Origin of the sequence: Glycomyces sp. NRRL B-16210, assembly GCF_000719515.1 — a bacterium.
In the GTDB taxonomy this organism is placed as follows: domain Bacteria; phylum Actinomycetota; class Actinomycetes; order Mycobacteriales; family Micromonosporaceae; genus Glycomyces.
In genome coordinates, this window is the sequence record NZ_JOGR01000011.1 from 14,197 (window position 1) to 31,023 (window position 16,827).

At 68.6% G+C, this 16,827-nt stretch carries 14 protein-coding genes and 1 tRNA gene; 9 read left to right on the forward strand and 6 right to left on the reverse strand.

Translation table 11 applies throughout. The features are described from left to right. Positions 1-210 precede the first annotated feature (210 nt). From rsmG to rpmH, 6 genes are all read right to left on the reverse strand, one after another. Complete coding sequence (rsmG, locus tag IF12_RS0116540) at positions 211-837, reverse strand: 16S rRNA (guanine(527)-N(7))-methyltransferase RsmG (protein ID WP_030160323.1); 627 nt, start codon at positions 835-837, stop codon at positions 211-213. A gap of 125 nt (positions 838-962) precedes the next feature. Next, positions 963-1,457, reverse strand: a complete 495-nt coding sequence (locus IF12_RS0116545) for a R3H domain-containing nucleic acid-binding protein (protein WP_030160325.1) — start codon at positions 1,455-1,457, stop codon at positions 963-965. A 90-nt stretch (positions 1,458-1,547) separates the two neighbouring features. Further along, entirely contained in the window at positions 1,548-2,663 is a 1,116-nt protein-coding gene (yidC, locus tag IF12_RS0116550; protein ID WP_051704506.1) for a membrane protein insertase YidC, read from the reverse strand. Continuing rightward, entirely contained in the window at positions 2,663-3,004 is a 342-nt protein-coding gene (gene yidD, locus IF12_RS25125) for a membrane protein insertion efficiency factor YidD (protein WP_081913682.1), read from the reverse strand. Before yidD ends, yidC begins: the two co-directional genes overlap by 1 nt. Further along, complete coding sequence (gene rnpA / locus IF12_RS0116555; RefSeq protein WP_030160329.1) at positions 3,001-3,438, reverse strand: ribonuclease P protein component; 438 nt, start codon at positions 3,436-3,438, stop codon at positions 3,001-3,003. Before rnpA ends, yidD begins: the two co-directional genes overlap by 4 nt. Before the next feature lie 111 nt (positions 3,439-3,549). After that, positions 3,550-3,687, reverse strand: coding sequence for a 50S ribosomal protein L34 (gene rpmH, locus IF12_RS0116560; RefSeq protein ID WP_030160331.1), 138 nt, complete (start codon positions 3,685-3,687; stop codon positions 3,550-3,552). A gap of 619 nt (positions 3,688-4,306) precedes the next feature. On the opposite strand from rpmH, the gene dnaA reads away from it, so the two are divergent. From dnaA to IF12_RS0116605, 9 genes are all read left to right on the forward strand, one after another. Next, positions 4,307-6,298 carry a chromosomal replication initiator protein DnaA gene (gene dnaA / locus IF12_RS0116565; RefSeq protein WP_197034766.1) on the forward strand — a complete coding sequence of 664 codons (1,992 nt, stop codon included), beginning with the start codon at positions 4,307-4,309 and terminating at the stop codon, positions 6,296-6,298. A 391-nt stretch (positions 6,299-6,689) separates the two neighbouring features. Beyond that, positions 6,690-7,838 carry a DNA polymerase III subunit beta gene (gene dnaN, locus IF12_RS0116570; RefSeq protein ID WP_030160335.1) on the forward strand — a complete coding sequence of 383 codons (1,149 nt, stop codon included), beginning with the start codon at positions 6,690-6,692 and terminating at the stop codon, positions 7,836-7,838. An 81-nt stretch (positions 7,839-7,919) separates the two neighbouring features. Continuing rightward, entirely contained in the window at positions 7,920-8,795 is an 876-nt protein-coding gene (gnd, locus tag IF12_RS0116575; RefSeq protein ID WP_030160337.1) for a phosphogluconate dehydrogenase (NAD(+)-dependent, decarboxylating), read from the forward strand. 204 nt (positions 8,796-8,999) lie between these two features. Beyond that, a complete protein-coding gene (recF, locus tag IF12_RS0116580; protein ID WP_369807732.1) occupies positions 9,000-10,079 on the forward strand; it encodes a DNA replication/repair protein RecF in 1,080 nt (359 codons plus the stop codon). Then, the gene (locus tag IF12_RS0116585; RefSeq protein WP_051704507.1) at positions 10,069-10,536 is read left to right on the forward strand and encodes a DciA family protein; all 468 of its coding nucleotides are present in this window, start codon (positions 10,069-10,071) and stop codon (positions 10,534-10,536) included. Before recF ends, IF12_RS0116585 begins: the two co-directional genes overlap by 11 nt. Before the next feature lie 366 nt (positions 10,537-10,902). After that, complete coding sequence (gyrB, locus tag IF12_RS0116590) at positions 10,903-12,861, forward strand: DNA topoisomerase (ATP-hydrolyzing) subunit B (RefSeq protein ID WP_030160348.1); 1,959 nt, start codon at positions 10,903-10,905, stop codon at positions 12,859-12,861. A gap of 43 nt (positions 12,862-12,904) precedes the next feature. Next, positions 12,905-15,409 (forward strand): DNA gyrase subunit A, encoded by a 2,505-nt coding sequence (gene gyrA, locus IF12_RS0116595; RefSeq protein ID WP_030160350.1) that lies wholly within the window; start codon positions 12,905-12,907, stop codon positions 15,407-15,409. Next, the gene (locus IF12_RS0116600) at positions 15,410-16,129 is read left to right on the forward strand and encodes a DUF3566 domain-containing protein (RefSeq protein ID WP_081913684.1); all 720 of its coding nucleotides are present in this window, start codon (positions 15,410-15,412) and stop codon (positions 16,127-16,129) included. It abuts the gene before it with no gap. A gap of 186 nt (positions 16,130-16,315) precedes the next feature. Beyond that, positions 16,316-16,392 (forward strand) — tRNA-Ile (locus IF12_RS0116605). Positions 16,393-16,827: the final 435 nt, after the last annotated feature.

The window sequence follows — 16,827 nt, forward strand, 5'->3', positions numbered from 1 at the left end:
AGGGGGTCGCGCACGTTCACCGCCACAGACTACGGGCCGAATGTTTCACGTGAAACATCGCCCTGCTCGGAGAAGCTTACGAGCCTTACACTATCCGACCCCCGCGCAGTCCGCCGAATGCAAAGTGCCGCGATGAGGTCCTCATCGCGGCTCTGCTTGGGGTACAAGGCTATTCGTCTATGAACTTCCGATTGCTGTTGGGAGGCTTGGTCAGTGGATGCGCTCGACCTTGACCACCGTTGCGGGAACGGTGAACACGGGGTCGACGAGTTTCGACTCGCCGCAGACCAGGATCTCGGCCTTGCCGCCGCCGGCCCACTTGAGGAAGTCCTTGTCCCGCTTGACCTCTTCGGCGGCGCTCTGACCCTTGATCGCCAGCATCGCCCCGCCCAGGCGCGCCAGCGGCAGGCACCAGCCCGCGAGCTTGCCCAGCGGCGCCACCGCCCGCGAGACCACCACGTCGGCCTGCCCCTGCGGGTCGACCTCCTCGGCGCGCGACCGCAGCACCTCCACGTTCGGGATGCCGAGGGCCTCGATCACCTCGTTGAGGAAGTCCACCCGCCGCTGCATGGGCTCCACGAGGGTCACCCAGAGGTCGGGGCGGGCGATCGCCAGCGGGATGCCCGGCAGTCCCCCGCCGGAGCCGACGTCGAGCACGTCGGCCTTCTCGGGGATGAGCTCCTCGACCACGGCGCTGGAGAGCACGTGCCGCCCCCACAGCCGCGGCACCTCGCGCGGCCCGATGAGGCCGCGCTCGATGCCGATGGTCGAGAGCAGTCCGACATAGCCCTCGGCCAGGTCGATGCGCTCCGCTTCGGTTCCGAACACAGAGGCCAATGTTTCACGTGAAACATTGGCCTCGGCGGTGTCAGAGCTCTGGGGCTCTTCAGTCACGTACCACTCCGTCTTGCATCGCTCTTCGGACTTGCGGAAGCGCTGCGCCTCCGCTCGGGCCTGTGGAGCTACTCGGGCTTCACCACGACCCGGCGGCGCGGCTCGGCGCCCTCCGACTCGCTCTGCACGCCGTCGGTGGCGTTGATGACGTCGTGAACGCACTTGCGCTCGAAGGCGCTCATCGGGTCGAGCTTGGCCACGTTCCCGGATTCGATGACCTGCTTGGCGGTCTTCTCGGCCAGTTCCGCGAGCTTCTTGCGACGCCCGGCGCGGTAGCCCCCGATGTCGAGCATCAGACGCGAGTGGTCACCGGTCTTGCGGTACACCGCCAACCGGGCCAGTTCCTGAAGGGCTTCCAAGGTCTGGCCCTTCGGGCCGACCAGACCGCCGAGGTCCTCGCCGACGATCTCGACCTGGGGCCGGTCGCCGACCACGAGTTCGTCGATGTCCCCGTCAAGGTCGAGGATGTCGAGCAGGCCTTCCAAGTAGTCGGCCGCCACTTCGCTCTGCTCAAAGAGGTCGTCTTCGGAGGCCACCTCGTCCTCCCGCACCGTTGCTCCCATAATTGCCAACTCGTCCTATCGCTCGTTATAAGCCTAGTTTGCACCATTGTGGCTGATCCGGCGGCGCCTGCGCAGCCCCGGACCGTCCCCCTAGCCTTTTTTCTTCTTAGAGGCCTGCTGGGCACCGCTGACCTTCTTGGCCCGCGCGATGCGTTCCGCCCGTGAGAGGTTCTTGCCCGAGCCCGGTCCCGCGGGCTTCGCGCCGGCGGAGCCGTTCACCGCGCCGCCGTCGACCTCCGTGCCGTTGACGGGCTTCTTCGGGGCCTCCGCCGCGGGCTTGGGCCGCTTGCCCGGCTTGGGGGCCAGGTCCTTGCGGCGCTGCTCGGCCTCGCGCTGCTCCTCGAGCATCTTCTCGTGCGCCTTGCTGCCGGGCTTGGGCGGCTTGTTCGCCGAGTTCTGCTGGGGCGGCGGATATTTTCGGAGCACGAACTGCTGCTGCGCGAGCGAGAAGAGGTTGTTGATCGTCCAGTAGATGACCACGCCGATCGGGAAGGCGCCGGCGGAGAAGATCATGATCACCGGGATGCCGTAGAGCATCACCTTCTGGATCATCCGCTGGTTCGGGTCCTCGTTCCAGCCGGTCTTGAGGATCATCTGACGGGTCGTCAGGAAGGTCGTGACGATCATCGCGGCGCCGAGGACGGCGGCGGCGATCTTGACGGGCACCGGGGAGGCGTTGACCTGTTCGAGCTGGTCCGAGCCGGTCATGAACGAGGCCCAGAACGGGGCGCCGAACAGCTTCGCGTGGACGTAGGTGTTCCAGTCCGAGAACTCCCCGGCCAGGGCGCCGGACCATCCGTAGAGGTTGGTGTTCAGCGTCTGCTCGGGGTCGGGGCGGCGGAGCACGTGGAACAGCGCCAGGAACACCGGCATCTGGATGAGGATGGGAAGGCAGCCCATGAGCGGGTTGGCCTTCTCCTTGCGGTACAGCTCCATCGTCTCTTTTTGGAGCGTCTCGCGGTCGCCCTTGTAGCGCGCCTGGAGCGCCTTGAGCTCAGGGGCGATCTTCTGCATCGCGCGCTGGGACTGGATCTGCTTGACGAACAGCGGGAAGAGGAGGAGCCGCAGGGTCAGCACGACGCCGAGGATGGCGAGCACCCACGCCCAGTCGGTCTGTAGGAAGCCGTTCTCGTGGCCGAAGACCCTCGCCCAGAGGTCATGCCAGAACAGCAGTACCCACGACACGCCGTTGTAGGCCCACTCCATCACTTGCGGACTCCAGTCATCTCGGTCTCCGAATTCATCACGTGCTCATGCCGTGGGGGTACGGGGTCATGACCCCCCGGATGAAAGGGGTGGCATCGTCCCAGCCGTCGCAGGCTCAACCATATGCCACGGACGGCACCGTGCTCGGACAGCGCCTCAAGGGTATATGCGCTGCAACTGGGGTAGAAGCGGCAGCGAGCCGGCAGGGCCGGGCTTATCCATCGACGGTACGCGATCACGGGGGCGGCGACCACTCGGACCAGCGGCCCCTCGCCCGCTCCCGCAAGGGTTTCGGCGACGGCTCCAGCGGGATGCGCCGACTCGGCGGCCGGACGGCTCATGCCGGGCTCCGGCGCTCGCGGGAGCGTCCGCTCCTGCCGCCCGTCGCGCTGCGGGCCGCCTGCACGGCCTCGGTAAGGTCTCGCCGCAGTTCGGCGAAGTCGCGCTCGGCGGCGCGGGGGGTGGCCCGCACGACCACGTCCGTCCCGGCGGGCCAGTGCGGCAGTTCGGCGGCGGCGGCGTGGCGGAGGCGGCGCTTGACCTTGTTGCGCACCACCGCGTTCCCGACGGCCTTGGAGACGACGAAACCCGCCCGCGCCGTGCGGTTCGCTCCGGCTTCGGACGGTGTCGCCGGCGCTGCCTGCGCCGGAGGTGATTCGGTGTGCCGCTCGGGTGCCCAGTGCACGACGACGCCGCCGCGTGCGGCGCGGCGGCCCCGCTTGAGCGCCGAACCGAAGTCCCGGCTGCTGCGAATGCGCGCGTCGGCTGGTAGCACCTGGATCACGTCCTCATCGGGGCCCCTGGGTCACGGCGTCGGACGCTGAGCGACCGGGACGCCGTCCTCGCGGGCCCGCGTGCCCCCTGTCCGGGGACGGGAGGCGAGCGCTCAGACGGTCAGCTTCTTGCGACCCTTGTTGCGGCGCGCGTTGACGATGGCGCGCCCGGCACGGGTGCGCATGCGCAGCCGGAAACCGTGGGTGCGGTGACGACGGCGGTTGTTCGGCTGGTAGGTGCGCTTGCTCACGACGGATGTCTCCCATTACGAATCAAAATGCCTTTGCGCCGCCCGGTCTCGGAGGCTCCTGCCCCGGCCCGAAGGCTCCAGGGACGCGGAGAACAGCCTAGCAGGGCATTCATGCGGCGCCCCGGCCGCGGACGGCGGGTGTGGCATGCCCCTCCGGTTCGAGCGGGCAACTCGCTCATGTTACTCGCCGCCTCGGCCGAGCCGCCACCGCGGCGGGCTCGCGCGCGGGCCCCGGAGGGTTCGCGACCGTCCTCCTCAGAACCGCCCGAGGGCCGCGGACCGCGCCTGTGCAGGGCGGCCGCGCCCGGTGCGGGCGGCCTGTGGATAACTTCGCCCGAATGGTGGACGAGTTCGTCGGCCCTGAAACGACATCGTCATCGGACTCACATGAAAGTCCAGGTCATGACCGTGATTCAGGAAACATTGTCACAAGGCGCGCATGTGCACAGGCCAACTGTAGGCCTGTGGATAACCTGTGGAAAACTTGCTGGGACGCACTGGGGACGACCGGGTGCGGCGGTGCGAATCGCCAGTATCGGAGCCTACCTGGTGCGGCCTCTGAACTTCGCGAAACGGCCCGTTCGAGGACACAGCACACGAATGCAGAGGGATGGCGAAGGTGACCGACCAAGATCTGTCGGCAGTCTGGTCGGCGGTGACCGCCGAACTGGCCGACGCGTCGGCGCTGACCCGCCAGCAGCAGGCGTGGATGCGGCTGACCCGGCCGGTCCTGGCGGTGGGCGGCACGTTCATCATCGCCGCTCCCGACAAGTTCGCCCGCTCGGCGTTCGAGTCGAAGCTGCGCCTGCCGATCAGCGAGGCGCTGACCCGCCTCATGGGCCAGCCGACCCAGATCGCCGTCACCTTGCAGGAGAAGCAGGCCGAGCCCTCGGGCCAGGAGCAGGCGACGCCTCCGGCCGCCGAACCGGCCGCCCCCGCAGCGGACGCGACCATCGTCTTCGAGCGGCCGGCCTCTTTCGAAGGGGCTCAGTCTTTCGAGGGAACGCAGTCGTTCGAAAGCACACAGCCGTTTGAGACACAGTCGTTTGACGGGGAGTCTTCCTTCGACGGGGCCTCGCAGGCCGAGCCGCCGCCGTTCGAGCAGCCTTCCGTGCTCGACCAGGCGCCCCCGTTCGAACCCGAGCCCTCTCCCCCGGCCCGCAATCCGGTCCCCTCGCAGAACCCGCCGAGCCTGTTCGACACCGCGGCGTTCCGCCGCGGGGCCGCCGAGGGCCGCCGCGTCTCCGAGCAGTCCGAGGCCCCGGCGCCGGAGGCCGACCGCGCCGAGCCCGCGGAGCGGTCCACCGAGATCCCGCACCAGCCGAACCGCCCTGCCGAGCCGCCCGCCGACGAACTCGAACGGGTGCTCTCCGAGACCGCGGCCCATCGCGGCGCGATCGACCGGACCGCGCACGACCGCCCGGCGAACGAGCGCGCCCACCACGACCACGGCTCCAAGGACAACGGGGCCTCGCCGCCGGTCGCGCCGCCGCCCTCCGACGACCCCGACCCCGCGCGGCGCGGCGGGATCACCAAGCCCGGCCGGGACGCCGCGCCGGTGAAGGCGATCGACGGGGTCGGCCGTCTCAACCCGCGCTACAACTTCGACACCTTCGTCATCGGCTCCTCCAACCGCTTCGCCCACGCGGCCGCGTTCGCCGTGGCCGAGGCGCCCGCGAAGGCCTACAACCCGCTGTTCATCTACGGCGGCTCGGGGCTCGGCAAGACCCACCTGCTCCACGCCGTCGGGCACTACGCCCACGACCTGGGCACGGCCCACTCGGTGCGCTACGTGACCACCGAGGAGTTCACGAACGACTTCATCAACTCGCTGTCGGACCGGCGCCAGCAGGCCTTCCAGCGCCGCTACCGGGACGTCGACATCCTCCTCATCGACGACATCCAGTTCCTCATGGACCGCGAGCGCACGCAGGAGGAGTTCTTCCACACCTTCAACGCGCTGCACAACGCCAACAAGCAGCTGGTGATCTCCTCCGACCGCTCGCCCAAGCAGCTCCAGACCCTGGAGGACCGCCTCCGCACCCGCTTCGAGTGGGGCCTGCTCGCCGACATCCAGCCGCCGGACCTGGAGACGCGGATCGCGATCCTGCGCAAGAAGGCCGTCCAGGACGAGCTGAACATCCCCACCGACGCGGTGGAGTTCATCGCCTCGCAGATCCACCACTCGATCCGCGAGCTCGAAGGCGCGCTCATCCGCGTCACCGCCTACGCGAGCCTCAACCGCAAACCGGTGGACCTGGGCCTGGCCGAGGAGGTGCTGCACGACATCATCCCCGAGGCCGGCAAGAACACCGAGGTCACGGTGGACCAGATCATGCAGGCCACCGCCGACTACTTCGGGGTGCAGGCGGCCGACCTCAAGGGGAACTCGCGCTCGCGGGTGCTCGTGAACGCCCGCCAGGTCGCCATGTACCTGTGCCGGGAGCTGACGGACATGTCGCTGCCGCGGATCGGTCAGGCATTCGGCGGCCGCGACCACACGACGGTCATGCACGCGAACAAGAAGATCCGAAAGCAGATGGCCGAGCGCCGGGCCCTTTACAACCAGATAGCGGAATTGACGAACCGTTTGAAACACACGGACGCATGAGCGGGCCTGTGGACAAGGTTGTGGAAAAGCTGTGGATAAGCCGGGATTTCTGTGGAAAGCCTGTGGACGGACTGTGGATAACAGGCGGGAACGCGAAATCGGATCGCGTATTTCCTGTGCACAACCCTGTGCATAACCTGTGGAAAAGCTGTGGACAAGCCTGTGGATGAGATGTGGAAAACTCGGCGTGTGTCGGAGGCTGTGGATAAGCTCCTGATTCATCCACAGGTTATGCACAGTCCGTCCACAACCCGAAACCCCGGGCGAGCTGCGAAAAGGCGGGTTTTCCACAGTATCCACAGCACCGACGACTACGACGACAGTTATATCTATAGAGAGATCATTAGTAATAGCGCTGTGCACAACCCAGAACAGCCGCGAAGGAGCGACCATGAAGTTCCAAGTTGATCGAGACACGTTCGCGGACGCCGTCTCCTGGACCGCAAAGAGCCTCCCGGCCCGCCCGTCGGTTCCCGTCCTCGCGGGCGCGCGCCTGTCGGTCGACGAGGGCGAGTTGACGATCTCGGGGTTCGACTACGAGATCTCGACCCGCGTCACCGTGGACGTCACCGGCGAGTCCGCCGGCACCGCCCTGGTCTCCGGCAAGCTCCTGTCCGAGATCGTCAAGGCCCTCCCGAACAAGCCCGTCGACTTCGTCGTCGACGGCCCCCACGCCGAACTCACCTGCGGGTCGGCGCGCTTCACCCTGCCGACCATGCCCCTGGAGGACTACCCGAGCCTGCCGCAGATGCCCGAGGCGATCGGCACCATCGACGCCGACGAGTTCGCCAAGGCCGTCGCCCAGACCGCCGTCGCCGCGGGCAAGGACGAGACCCTGCCGACGATGACCGGCGTGCAGCTCGAACTGACCGGCGGCGGCATCGGGATGCTCGCCACCGACCGCTACCGCATGGCCATCCGCGACTCCTCCTGGGAGCCGGGGGCCTCCGACGTGGCCGTCACGGTCCTGGTGCCCGCCAAGGCCCTCGCCGACACCGCCCGCACCTTCGGATCCCACTCGGGCCCGGTGACCATCGCGGTCCCGGCCGGCACCGAGGGCGCGCCGGGCATGATCGGGTTCATCTCCGGCGGGCGCCAGACCACCTCGCGGGTGCTCGACGGCCAGCTGCCGCCGTTGCGCAGCCTCCTGGCCACCTCGTACGCGACCACGCTGCGGGTCAAGACCTCCGAGCTCATCGAGGTGGCGCGCCGCGTCGCCCTGGTGGGCGACCGCAACTCGCCGATCCGCCTCTCGTTCGACGAGGACGGCCTCGTGGTCGAGGCCGGCGGCGCCGAGGACGCCAAGGCCTCCGAGGGCATGGACTGCTCGCTCGACGGCGAGCCGGGCAAGATCGCGTTCAACCCGACCTACCTGCTCGACGGCCTGGCCGCCATGGACGCCCCCTACAGCGCGTTCAAGATGAACGAGCTCGGGAAGCCGGTCGTGATGACCGGGCAGGGCGCGCCCGAAGATGAGGATTCCGACACAAACCACGACGGCTACCTGTACATGCTGCAACCATTGCGTTGGGACGCCTGACCGCACAACGACGTGAGTGATCCTGGCGCGATCACCGATGACCGTCGGTGAGCTGGACGCATTGCTGAAAGGGGGCGCGACATGCAACTGGGCATGATCGGGCTCGGCAAGATGGGCGGCAACATGAAGTTGCGGCTCGAGAAGGCGGGACACCAGGTCGTCGGCTACGACCGCGACCCGTCCGTGGCCGACGTGGGGTCGCTCGCCGAACTGGTGGCGGCCCTCGACGGCCCGCGGGCGGTGTGGGCCATGGTCCCCGCGGGCGAGGCCACCCGGTCCACCGTGGCCGAACTGGCCGGCCTCCTGTCCGAAGGCGACATCGTCGTCGACGGCGGCAACTCGCGGTTCAGCGACGACGCGGTCAACGCCGCACTCCTGGCCGAGCACGGCATCGGCTACGTCGACGCCGGCGTCTCCGGCGGCGTCTGGGGCCTCACCGAGGGCTACGCGCTCATGGTCGGCGGCGCCGCGGCCGACGTCGAGCGGCTCGGCCCGATCTTCGACGCGCTCAAGCCCGAGGGCGAGTTCGGCTTCGTCCACGCCGGCGGCGTCGGCGCGGGCCACTACGCCAAGATGGTCCACAACGGCATCGAGTACGCCATGATGCAGGCCTACGCCGAGGGCTACGAGCTGCTCGAGGCGAGCGAGTACGTCGACAACGTGCCGGAGGTCTTCAAGTCCTGGCGCTCGGGCACGGTCGTCCGCTCCTGGCTGCTCGACCTGCTCGACCGGGCCCTGGACGAGGACCCGGACCTCTCGCGGCTCAAGGGCTACGTCGAGGACTCCGGCGAGGGCCGCTGGACGGTGGACGAGGGCATCCGCCTGCGCGTCCCGCTCCCGGCGATCACCGAGTCGCTGTTCGCCCGCTTCACCTCCCGCCAGGACGACTCCCCCGCGATGAAGGCGGTCGCGGCCCTGCGCAACCAGTTCGGCGGCCACGCCGTGAAACCAGAGTAGCGGTGGCCGCGGGCCGCGAAGCGACCGGTGACGCGAGGGCCTCGCGTCACCGCGCCGAGCCGGCGTCGCGGCGCCCGCCGGCCGGGACGGCGATCGCATCACGTCATCCGGTGCGACCCGAGCGAACCCGAGCGGCACAATAGAGGCGTGCGTGTACGACAGCTTCACCTGAGCGACTTCCGTTCCTACGCGCACGCCCAGGTCATGTTCGACGAGGGCCCATCGATCCTGGTGGGCCCCAACGGACACGGTAAGACCAACCTGGTCGAGGCGCTGGTCTACCTGGCGAACCTCCGCTCCCACCGCGTCTCCTCCGACGCGCCCCTGGTCCGCCAGGGCTGCGAGCAGGCGATCATCCGGGCCGAGATCCTCCACGACTCCCGCCGCCTCCTGGCCGAGCTGGCGATCATCCCCGGCCGGTCGAACAAGGCCCGGCTCAACAAGACCCAGCTCTCGCGCCCGCGCGAGATCGTCGGCGCGCTCAAGGCCATCGCCTTCGCCCCCGAGGACCTCGCCCTGGTGCGCGGCGAGCCGGCGACCCGGCGCCGCTACCTCGACGAGCTGCTGTGCGCGCGCTTCCCGCGCTTCGCGGGGGTCCGCGCCGACTACGAGCGGGTCCTCAAGCAGCGCAACACGCTCCTGCGCACGGCCTACCTCGCGAAGAAGACCGGCGGGCGCGGTCCCGGCGGCGCCGAGATGGCCACGCTCGACGCCTGGGACGCCCACCTCGCCTCGCACGGCGCCGAGCTCCTGGCCGGGCGCCTGGCGCTCCTGGAGGACCTGGCCGAGCCGGTCGCCAAGGCCCATTCGCGCATCGCCGACGGCCGCTCGGAGGTCCAGCTCGCCTACGAGTCCGAGCTCGGCGACGATCTGACCCCCGACCAGGACGTGCTCACCGCGCGCCTGGCCGCCGCGCTCGCCGGCGCCCGGTCCAAGGAGGTCGAGCGCGGCTCGACCCTCGTCGGGCCCCACCGCGACGACCTCGACCTCGTGCTCGGTTCGCTCCCGGTCAAGGGCTACGCCTCCCACGGCGAGACCTGGTCGGTCGCGCTCGCGCTGCGCCTGGGCGCGTTCGAGCTGCTGCGCTCGGACGGGACGGCCCCGATCCTCATCCTCGACGACGTCTTCGCCGAGCTCGACACCACGCGGCGCGAGCGGCTGGCCGAGTACGCTGAAGCGGCACCGCAGACGCTCATCACCTGCGCCGTGGCGGGGGACGTCCCCGAGCGGCTCACCGGCGCCCGCTACGACGTGTGGGAAGGGGAGGTCAAACGTGTCCTATAGCGGCTCAGGCGGTTTCGACTACCGGCCCCGCCCCAGACAGCGCCGCGGGGGCAAGTCCGACGACCCGCGCTTCCGCAAGGAGTGGTCCGGCCCCGGGCCCGACAAGCGCGACCCCGAACTGCTCGCCAGCCTGCTCCCCCAGGTCGTCCGCAAGAACGGGTGGACCCGCAAGGTCGCCGATGCCTCGGTCTTCGGCCGCTGGGAGGCCATCGTCGGCCCCGAGATCGCCGGCCACTGCCGGCCCGAGCAGCTCGAGCACGGGGAGCTGCTCGTCGTCGCCGAGTCCACCGCCTGGGCCACCCAGCTGCGGTTGTTCTCGCGCCAGATCCACGGCAAGCTCGCCGCGGCGCTCGGTCCCAGCGTCGTCAAACGCCTGAAGATCGTCGGCCCCAAGCAGCCGACTCGTTCCTTCGGCCCGCGGCGAGTACGGTTTAATGGCTCCCGTGACACGTTCTGAAGCCACGCACCCCTAGGTCCGTAGGGGGGTTCATGTCCTCCGCTCCCGATGCGACTGTGACGACAACGGGACGTACAGACGCGGACTGCGAGGCGTGGTCGCAGTAGACTTGGAGCATGTTGCGGCGGTGCTGCGCGAAGCGCGTGAACCGCCGCCACCGGTGAGAGGGCGGCGTTCCGGCAGGGGCGCCGCGGGCGAAGCCGCTTCCAGCGGGTGCGCGCACGGGCACCGACGGGCGCGGCGGCGCAGCGGGCGCGGGGGTCGAAACGGTCATCCGGAGCGACCGCGGCCAGACGGCTGCAAGTGTCACACCCATGGACTAGCTTTCTCACTACTGACCGTGTACGACGACAGAAGGAGTTGCCGGTGGCGGCGAAGCAGCAGGACGACTACAGCGCCAGTTCGCTGCAGGTCCTCGAAGGCCTTGAGGCCGTCAGGAAGCGTCCGGGCATGTACATCGGTTCGACCGGTGAGCGCGGCCTGCACCACCTCATCCAGGAGGTCGTCGACAACTCGGTCGACGAGGCCATGGCCGGCCACGCCACGGACATCCTGGTGACCCTCACCGACGACGGCGGCGTGAGCGTCCGCGACGACGGCCGCGGCTTCCCCGTCGACCTCCACCCCAAGCTCAAGAAGCCCGGCGTCGAGGTGGCCCTCACCGTCCTCCACGCGGGCGGCAAGTTCAACTCCGACTCCTACGCCGTCTCCGGCGGCCTCCACGGCGTCGGCGTCTCGGTCGTCAACGCCCTGTCCACGCGCGTGTCGGTCGAGATCCGCCGCGACGGCTTCGTATGGCGCCAGGACTACAAGCACGCCCAGCCCGGGCCGCTGGAGAAGGGCGAGACGGCCGACACCACCGGCACGATCCTCACCTTCTGGCCCGACGGGGAGATCTTCGAGACCCTCGAGTTCGACTACAAGACGATCTACCGCCGCCTCCAGGAGATGGCCTTCCTCAACAAGGGCCTGGCGATCACGCTGCGCGACGAGCGCCCCGACCACCTCGACGAGGAGGGCGCGGTCCGGCAGGTCACCTTCAAGTACGACGAGGGCATCGCCGACTTCGTGCGCCACCTCAACGCCTCCAAGAGCGCCATCCACCCCACGGTCATCGCCTTCTCCGCCGAGGAGGACAGCCAGGCCATCGAGGTCGCGATGCAGTGGAACGAGTCCTACGGCGAGTCGGTCTACACGTTCGCGAACACCATCAACACCCACGAGGGCGGCACCCACGAGGAGGGCTTCAGGTCGGCGCTGACCAACGCGGTCAACAAGTACGGCCTGGAGAAGAAGATCATCAAGTCCGAGAAGGACCGCCTCTCCGGCGACGACATCCGCGAGGGCCTGGCCGCGATCATCTCCGTGAAGCTGCGCGAGCCCCAGTTCGAGGGCCAGACCAAGACCAAGCTCGGCAACACCGAGGTCAAGGGCTTCGTCCAGCGCGTGTGCAACGAGTGGCTGCCCGACTGGCTCGACCGCCACCCCAAAGAGGCGCGCGTCATCGTCCAGAAGGCCTCCAGCGCCGCGAACGCCCGCAAGGCCGCCGCGCAGGCCCGCAAGCTCGCCCGCCGCAAGAGCCTGCTCGAGAGCTCCTCGATGCCCGGCAAGCTGGCCGACTGCCAGTCGACCAACCCCGAGGAGTGCGAGATCTTCGTGGTCGAGGGCGACTCGGCCGGCGGCTCGGCCAAGCAGGGCCGCAACCCGCGCACGCAGGCGATCATGCCCATCCGCGGCAAGATCCTCAACGTGGAGAAGGCTCGTCTCGACAAGATCCTCAAGAACAACGAGGTCCAGGGCATGATCACCGCCCTGGGCACCGGCATCCACGAGGAGTTCGACGCCGAGAAGCTCCGCTACCACAAGGTCATCCTGATGTCGGACGCCGACGTCGACGGCCACCACATCAACACCCTGCTCTTGACGCTGCTGTTCCGCTTCATGCGCCCGCTGGTCGAGCTCGGCCACGTGTACATGAGCCAGCCGCCGCTGTACAAGATCAAGTGGAACAAGAAGGGCGACCTGGTCGACTACGCCTACTCCGACGCCGAGCGCGACCGGATCATCGAGGCGGGCCTCGCCTCGGGCAAGTCCGACCCGCGCCGCTCCGACGGCGTCCAGCGCTACAAGGGTCTCGGTGAGATGAACTACACCGAGCTGTGGGAGACGACCATGGACCCCGCCCAGCGCAACCTGCTCCAGGTTCAACTCGACGACGCGGCAACCGCGGACGAGCTGTTCAGCGTCCTGATGGGTGAGGACGTGGAGAGCCGCCGCCGCTTCATCCAGGAGAACGCCAAGGATGTCCGGTTCCTGGACATCTAAGGCCCGCCGACCACGATCCGACTGACAGAGCAAGGAAGCACTGGTGCCTGAGAACAACCAAGACCAGCTTGAGATCCCGGAGGGCCACGGCCGCATCGAGCCGGTCGGCATCGAAGTGGAGATGTCGCGCTCCTACCTCGACTACGCCATGAGCGTCATCGTCGGGCGCGCGCTGCCCGACGTGCGCGACGGCCTCAAGCCGGTCCACCGCAAGATCCTCTACGCCATGTACGACGGCGGCTACCGCCCCGACCGCGGCTACGTCAAGTGCTCGCGCGTCATCGGCGACGTCATGGGCCAGTTCCACCCGCACGGCGACGGCGCGATCTACGACTCGCTGGTGCGCATGGCCCAGCCGTGGAGCCTGCGCTACCCGCTCATCGACGGCCAGGGCAACTTCGGCTCCCCGGGCAACGACCCGGCCGCAGCGCACCGCTACACCGAGTCGCGCCTCGAGCCGCTCGCGATGGAGATGCTGCGCGACATCGACGAGGAGTCGGTCGACTTCGAGCCGAACTACGACGGCAAGACCACCGAGCCGATGATCCTGCCCTCGCGGATCCCGAACCTGCTCGTCAACGGCTCCGAGGGCATCGCGGTCGGCATGGCCACCAAGATCCCGCCGCACAACCTCCGCGAGGTCGCCGCGGCGGTCGACTGGTGCCTGGACCACCCCGAGTCCGAGGAGGCCGAGGCCCTGGAGGCGATCCTCGGGATCATCACCGGCCCCGACTTCCCGACCGGCGCCACCATCCTCGGGCGCGCCGCGATCGAGGACGCCTACCGGACCGGCCGCGGCTCGATCAAGATGCGCGCGGTCATCGAGGTCGAGGAGGACGCCAAGGGCCGCGCCTGCCTCGTCGTCACCGAACTGCCCTACCAGGTCAACCCCGACAACCTGGCCGAGCGCATCGCCGACCTCGTCAAGGAGGGCAAGCTCGGCGGCATCGCCGACATCCGCGACGAGTCCTCCGGGCGCACCGGGATGCGGATCGTCGTCGTCCTCAAACGCGACGCCGTCCCCAAGGTCGTGCTCAACAACCTCTACAAGCACACCCAGCTCCAGGACACCTTCGGCGCGAACATGCTCGCCCTGGTCGACGGGGTGCCGCGGACGCTGAACATCGCGCAGATGGTCCGCTACTACGTGGCCCACCAGATCGACGTGATCGTGCGGCGCACCCAGTACCGGATGCGCAAGGCCGAGGAGCGCGCCCACATCCTCCGCGGCCTCGCCAAGGCCCTCGACCTGCTCGACGAGACGATCGCGCTCATCCGCCGCTCGCCCTCGGCCGAGGAGTCGAAGCAGGGCCTGATGACCCTCCTGGACGTCGACGAGATCCAGGCCGTGGCGATCCTCGACATGCAGCTGCGCCGCCTCGCGGCCCTGGAGCGCCAGCGGATCATCGACGAGCTGACCGAGATCGAGGCGAAGATCGCCGACCTGGCCGACATCCTCGCCAGGCCCGAGCGCCAGCGCCAGATCGTGCGCGACGAGCTCGGCGCGGTCGTGGCCCGCTGGGGCGACGAGCGCCGCACGCAGATCATGCCCGACGCCGGCGAGGTGTCCATGGAGGACCTCATCGCCCGCGAGGACGTGGTCGTCACCATCACCCGCGGCGGCTACGTCAAGCGCACCAAGACCGACTCCTTCCGCTCCCAGAAGCGCGGCGGCAAGGGCGTCCAGGGCGCGCAGCTCAAGCAGGACGACATCGTCAGCCACTTCTTCGTGTGCACCACGCACGACTGGATCCTGTTCTTCACCAACAAGGGCCGCGTCTACCGCGCGAAGGCCTACGAGCTGCCCGAGGCCAGCCGCACCGCCCGCGGCCAGCATGTGGCGAACATCCTGGCGTTCACGCCCGACGAGACGATCGCCCAGGTCATCCAGCTCGCCCACTACGAGGTCGCGCCGTACCTGGTGCTCGCCACGCGCGGCGGCCTGGTCAAGAAGTCGAAGCTCACCGACTTCGACTCCCCGCGCACCGGCGGCATCGTCGGGATCAACCTGCGCGACGGCGACGAACTGGTCGGCGCCGCGCTGGTCGAGCCCAGCGACGACCTGCTGCTGGTCTCGCGCAAGGCGCAGTCGATCCGGTTCGAGGCCACCGACGAGGCGCTGCGGCCGATGGGCCGGGCGACCAGCGGCGTGATCGGGATGCGGTTCGTCGGCGACGATGAATTGCTCACCATGATCGTGCTGCGCGATAATATGGACATCCTCGTGGCCACCAGCCGCGGCTACGCTAAGCGGACTCCGGTCGACGCGTACCCGCCGCAGGGCCGCGGCGGCAAGGGCGTCCTGACCGCGAAGATCACGGAACGGCGCGGCGACTTGGTGGGTGCGCTGTCGGTGACGCCGGACGACGAGCTGTTCGCGATCACCTCGGAGGGAGGCGTCATCAGGACACCGGTGCAGCCGGTCCGCAAGACTTCGGACCGCAACACCATGGGCGTCAAGCTGATCGACCTGCCCGACGAGGTCTCGCTGCTCGCCATCACCAGGAGCGCCGAGGAACCGGAACCCGATGAGGGGCAGGACGAGTAAATGACCGACGCGAAGGCTACCGCTGCGGAGACCGAGCGCGAAAACGACGTCCCCGAGTTCTCGGAGACGCCTGAGGCGGACGAGCGGCCGAAGCCCGACGACACGGTGTCGGCGGGCGCATCGACGGCGGGCTCCTCGGCGGCGTCCACCGCCCCCGCTCAGGACCAGACGCTCACGCTGCGCAGACCGCCGGGCATGACCCCGCCGCCGGTGACGCCCGAGGCGATTCCTCCGCTCTCGACGGGCAACACCGCCGCCCAGCAGGCCGCGGGCGTGGCCTCCTCGGCCCGCGTGGCCGACGCCGTGCGCGCCGCCCGCGCCGCCGTGAGCCAGGCGACCGCGCGCGGTCCGCGCCGGGCCCGGCTGCGGCTCAAGCGGATCGACCCGTGGTCGGTGATGAAGTTCGCGTTCGCCGTCTCGATCGTGCTGTTCATCGTGATGGTGGTGGCCACCACCGTGCTCTACATCGCGCTCGACGCGATGGGCGTGTTCGACACCGTCAACGACATGCTCCAGATGCTCATGGGCACCAACGCCGACTCCGGGGCGGCCACGGCCGACTTCCGGATCACCGCCAAGGGCGTCATCGGGGCCGCGGCCCTGCTCGGCGTGGTGAACATGGTCCTGTTCACCGCCCTGGCGACGTTGGGCTCCTTCATCTACAACGTGTGCGCCGACCTCGTCGGCGGCGTCGAGGTCACCCTCGCCGAGCGCGACTAGCGACCACGAGTCGAGTGCCCGCGGCCGACGCCGCGGGCACTCGCGCGTTTCCGCCTCGACTTCCCGCGCGGGCACCGGAAACGACCGTGACGGCCGTCCCTTCGGGAAGGGGGCCGGTTTCGCGGATCGGCCGGTGGTGGGGTAACCTTTCTCAGCGCTGGCGATCTTCCGTCGCGAACCTGGCAAGGGCGTATAGCTCAGGTGGTTAGAGCGTTGAGCTGATAACTCAAAGGTCCCAAGTTCGAGTCTTGGTACGCCCACCAGTAAAATCCCAGCTCAGGCCATGTGCCGAGCTGGGATTTCTGTCTGCTCAGGACCTTGAGAGCCTGGATTTGAGGCAGATATGAGGCATCTCCCCGAGGAAAATCCCAGGTCACGAATATCCTCGTGCTCCAAGGAAGAACAACTCCAAAGTCACAGGATTTACAACCATCTCCCGTATGCCGGGAGGGCCTGGGCATTAATGTCTCGAATACTGGGATGGTCGGGGCGTGACAGGTTTCTCTTTCGTTCGGACTCGTGGGATTCTTCTGCTGGTGACCCTGGCTCGAAGCACTGATCCAGGTTTGCGGCTGGCATAGCGGTCGATGGAGCGCTAGGACGGCAGGGTCGCTGAGAGGGTTGTGCTGGCGACGGCTATTACGGTGTTGTCCCCGACGGAATCCGTCGGCTGGCGGATTTGTAGGTCGCTGGGAGTG

Bases quoted from the DNA above. Each gene is read 5' to 3' on its own strand.
- IF12_RS0116545 (WP_030160325.1), bottom strand. From the start codon at position 1,457: ATGGGAGCAACGGTGCGGGAGGACGAGGTGGCCTCCGAAGACGACCTC.
- yidC (WP_051704506.1), bottom strand. From the start codon at position 2,663: ATGGAGTGGGCCTACAACGGCGTGTCGTGGGTACTGCTGTTCTGGCAT.
- yidD (WP_081913682.1), bottom strand. From the start codon at position 3,004: ATGAGCCGTCCGGCCGCCGAGTCGGCGCATCCCGCTGGAGCCGTCGCC.
- dnaN (WP_030160335.1), top strand. From the start codon at position 6,690: ATGAAGTTCCAAGTTGATCGAGACACGTTCGCGGACGCCGTCTCCTGG.
- gnd (WP_030160337.1), top strand. From the start codon at position 7,920: ATGCAACTGGGCATGATCGGGCTCGGCAAGATGGGCGGCAACATGAAG.
- recF (WP_369807732.1), top strand. From the start codon at position 9,000: ATGTTCGACGAGGGCCCATCGATCCTGGTGGGCCCCAACGGACACGGT.
- IF12_RS0116600 (WP_081913684.1), top strand. From the start codon at position 15,410: ATGACCGACGCGAAGGCTACCGCTGCGGAGACCGAGCGCGAAAACGAC.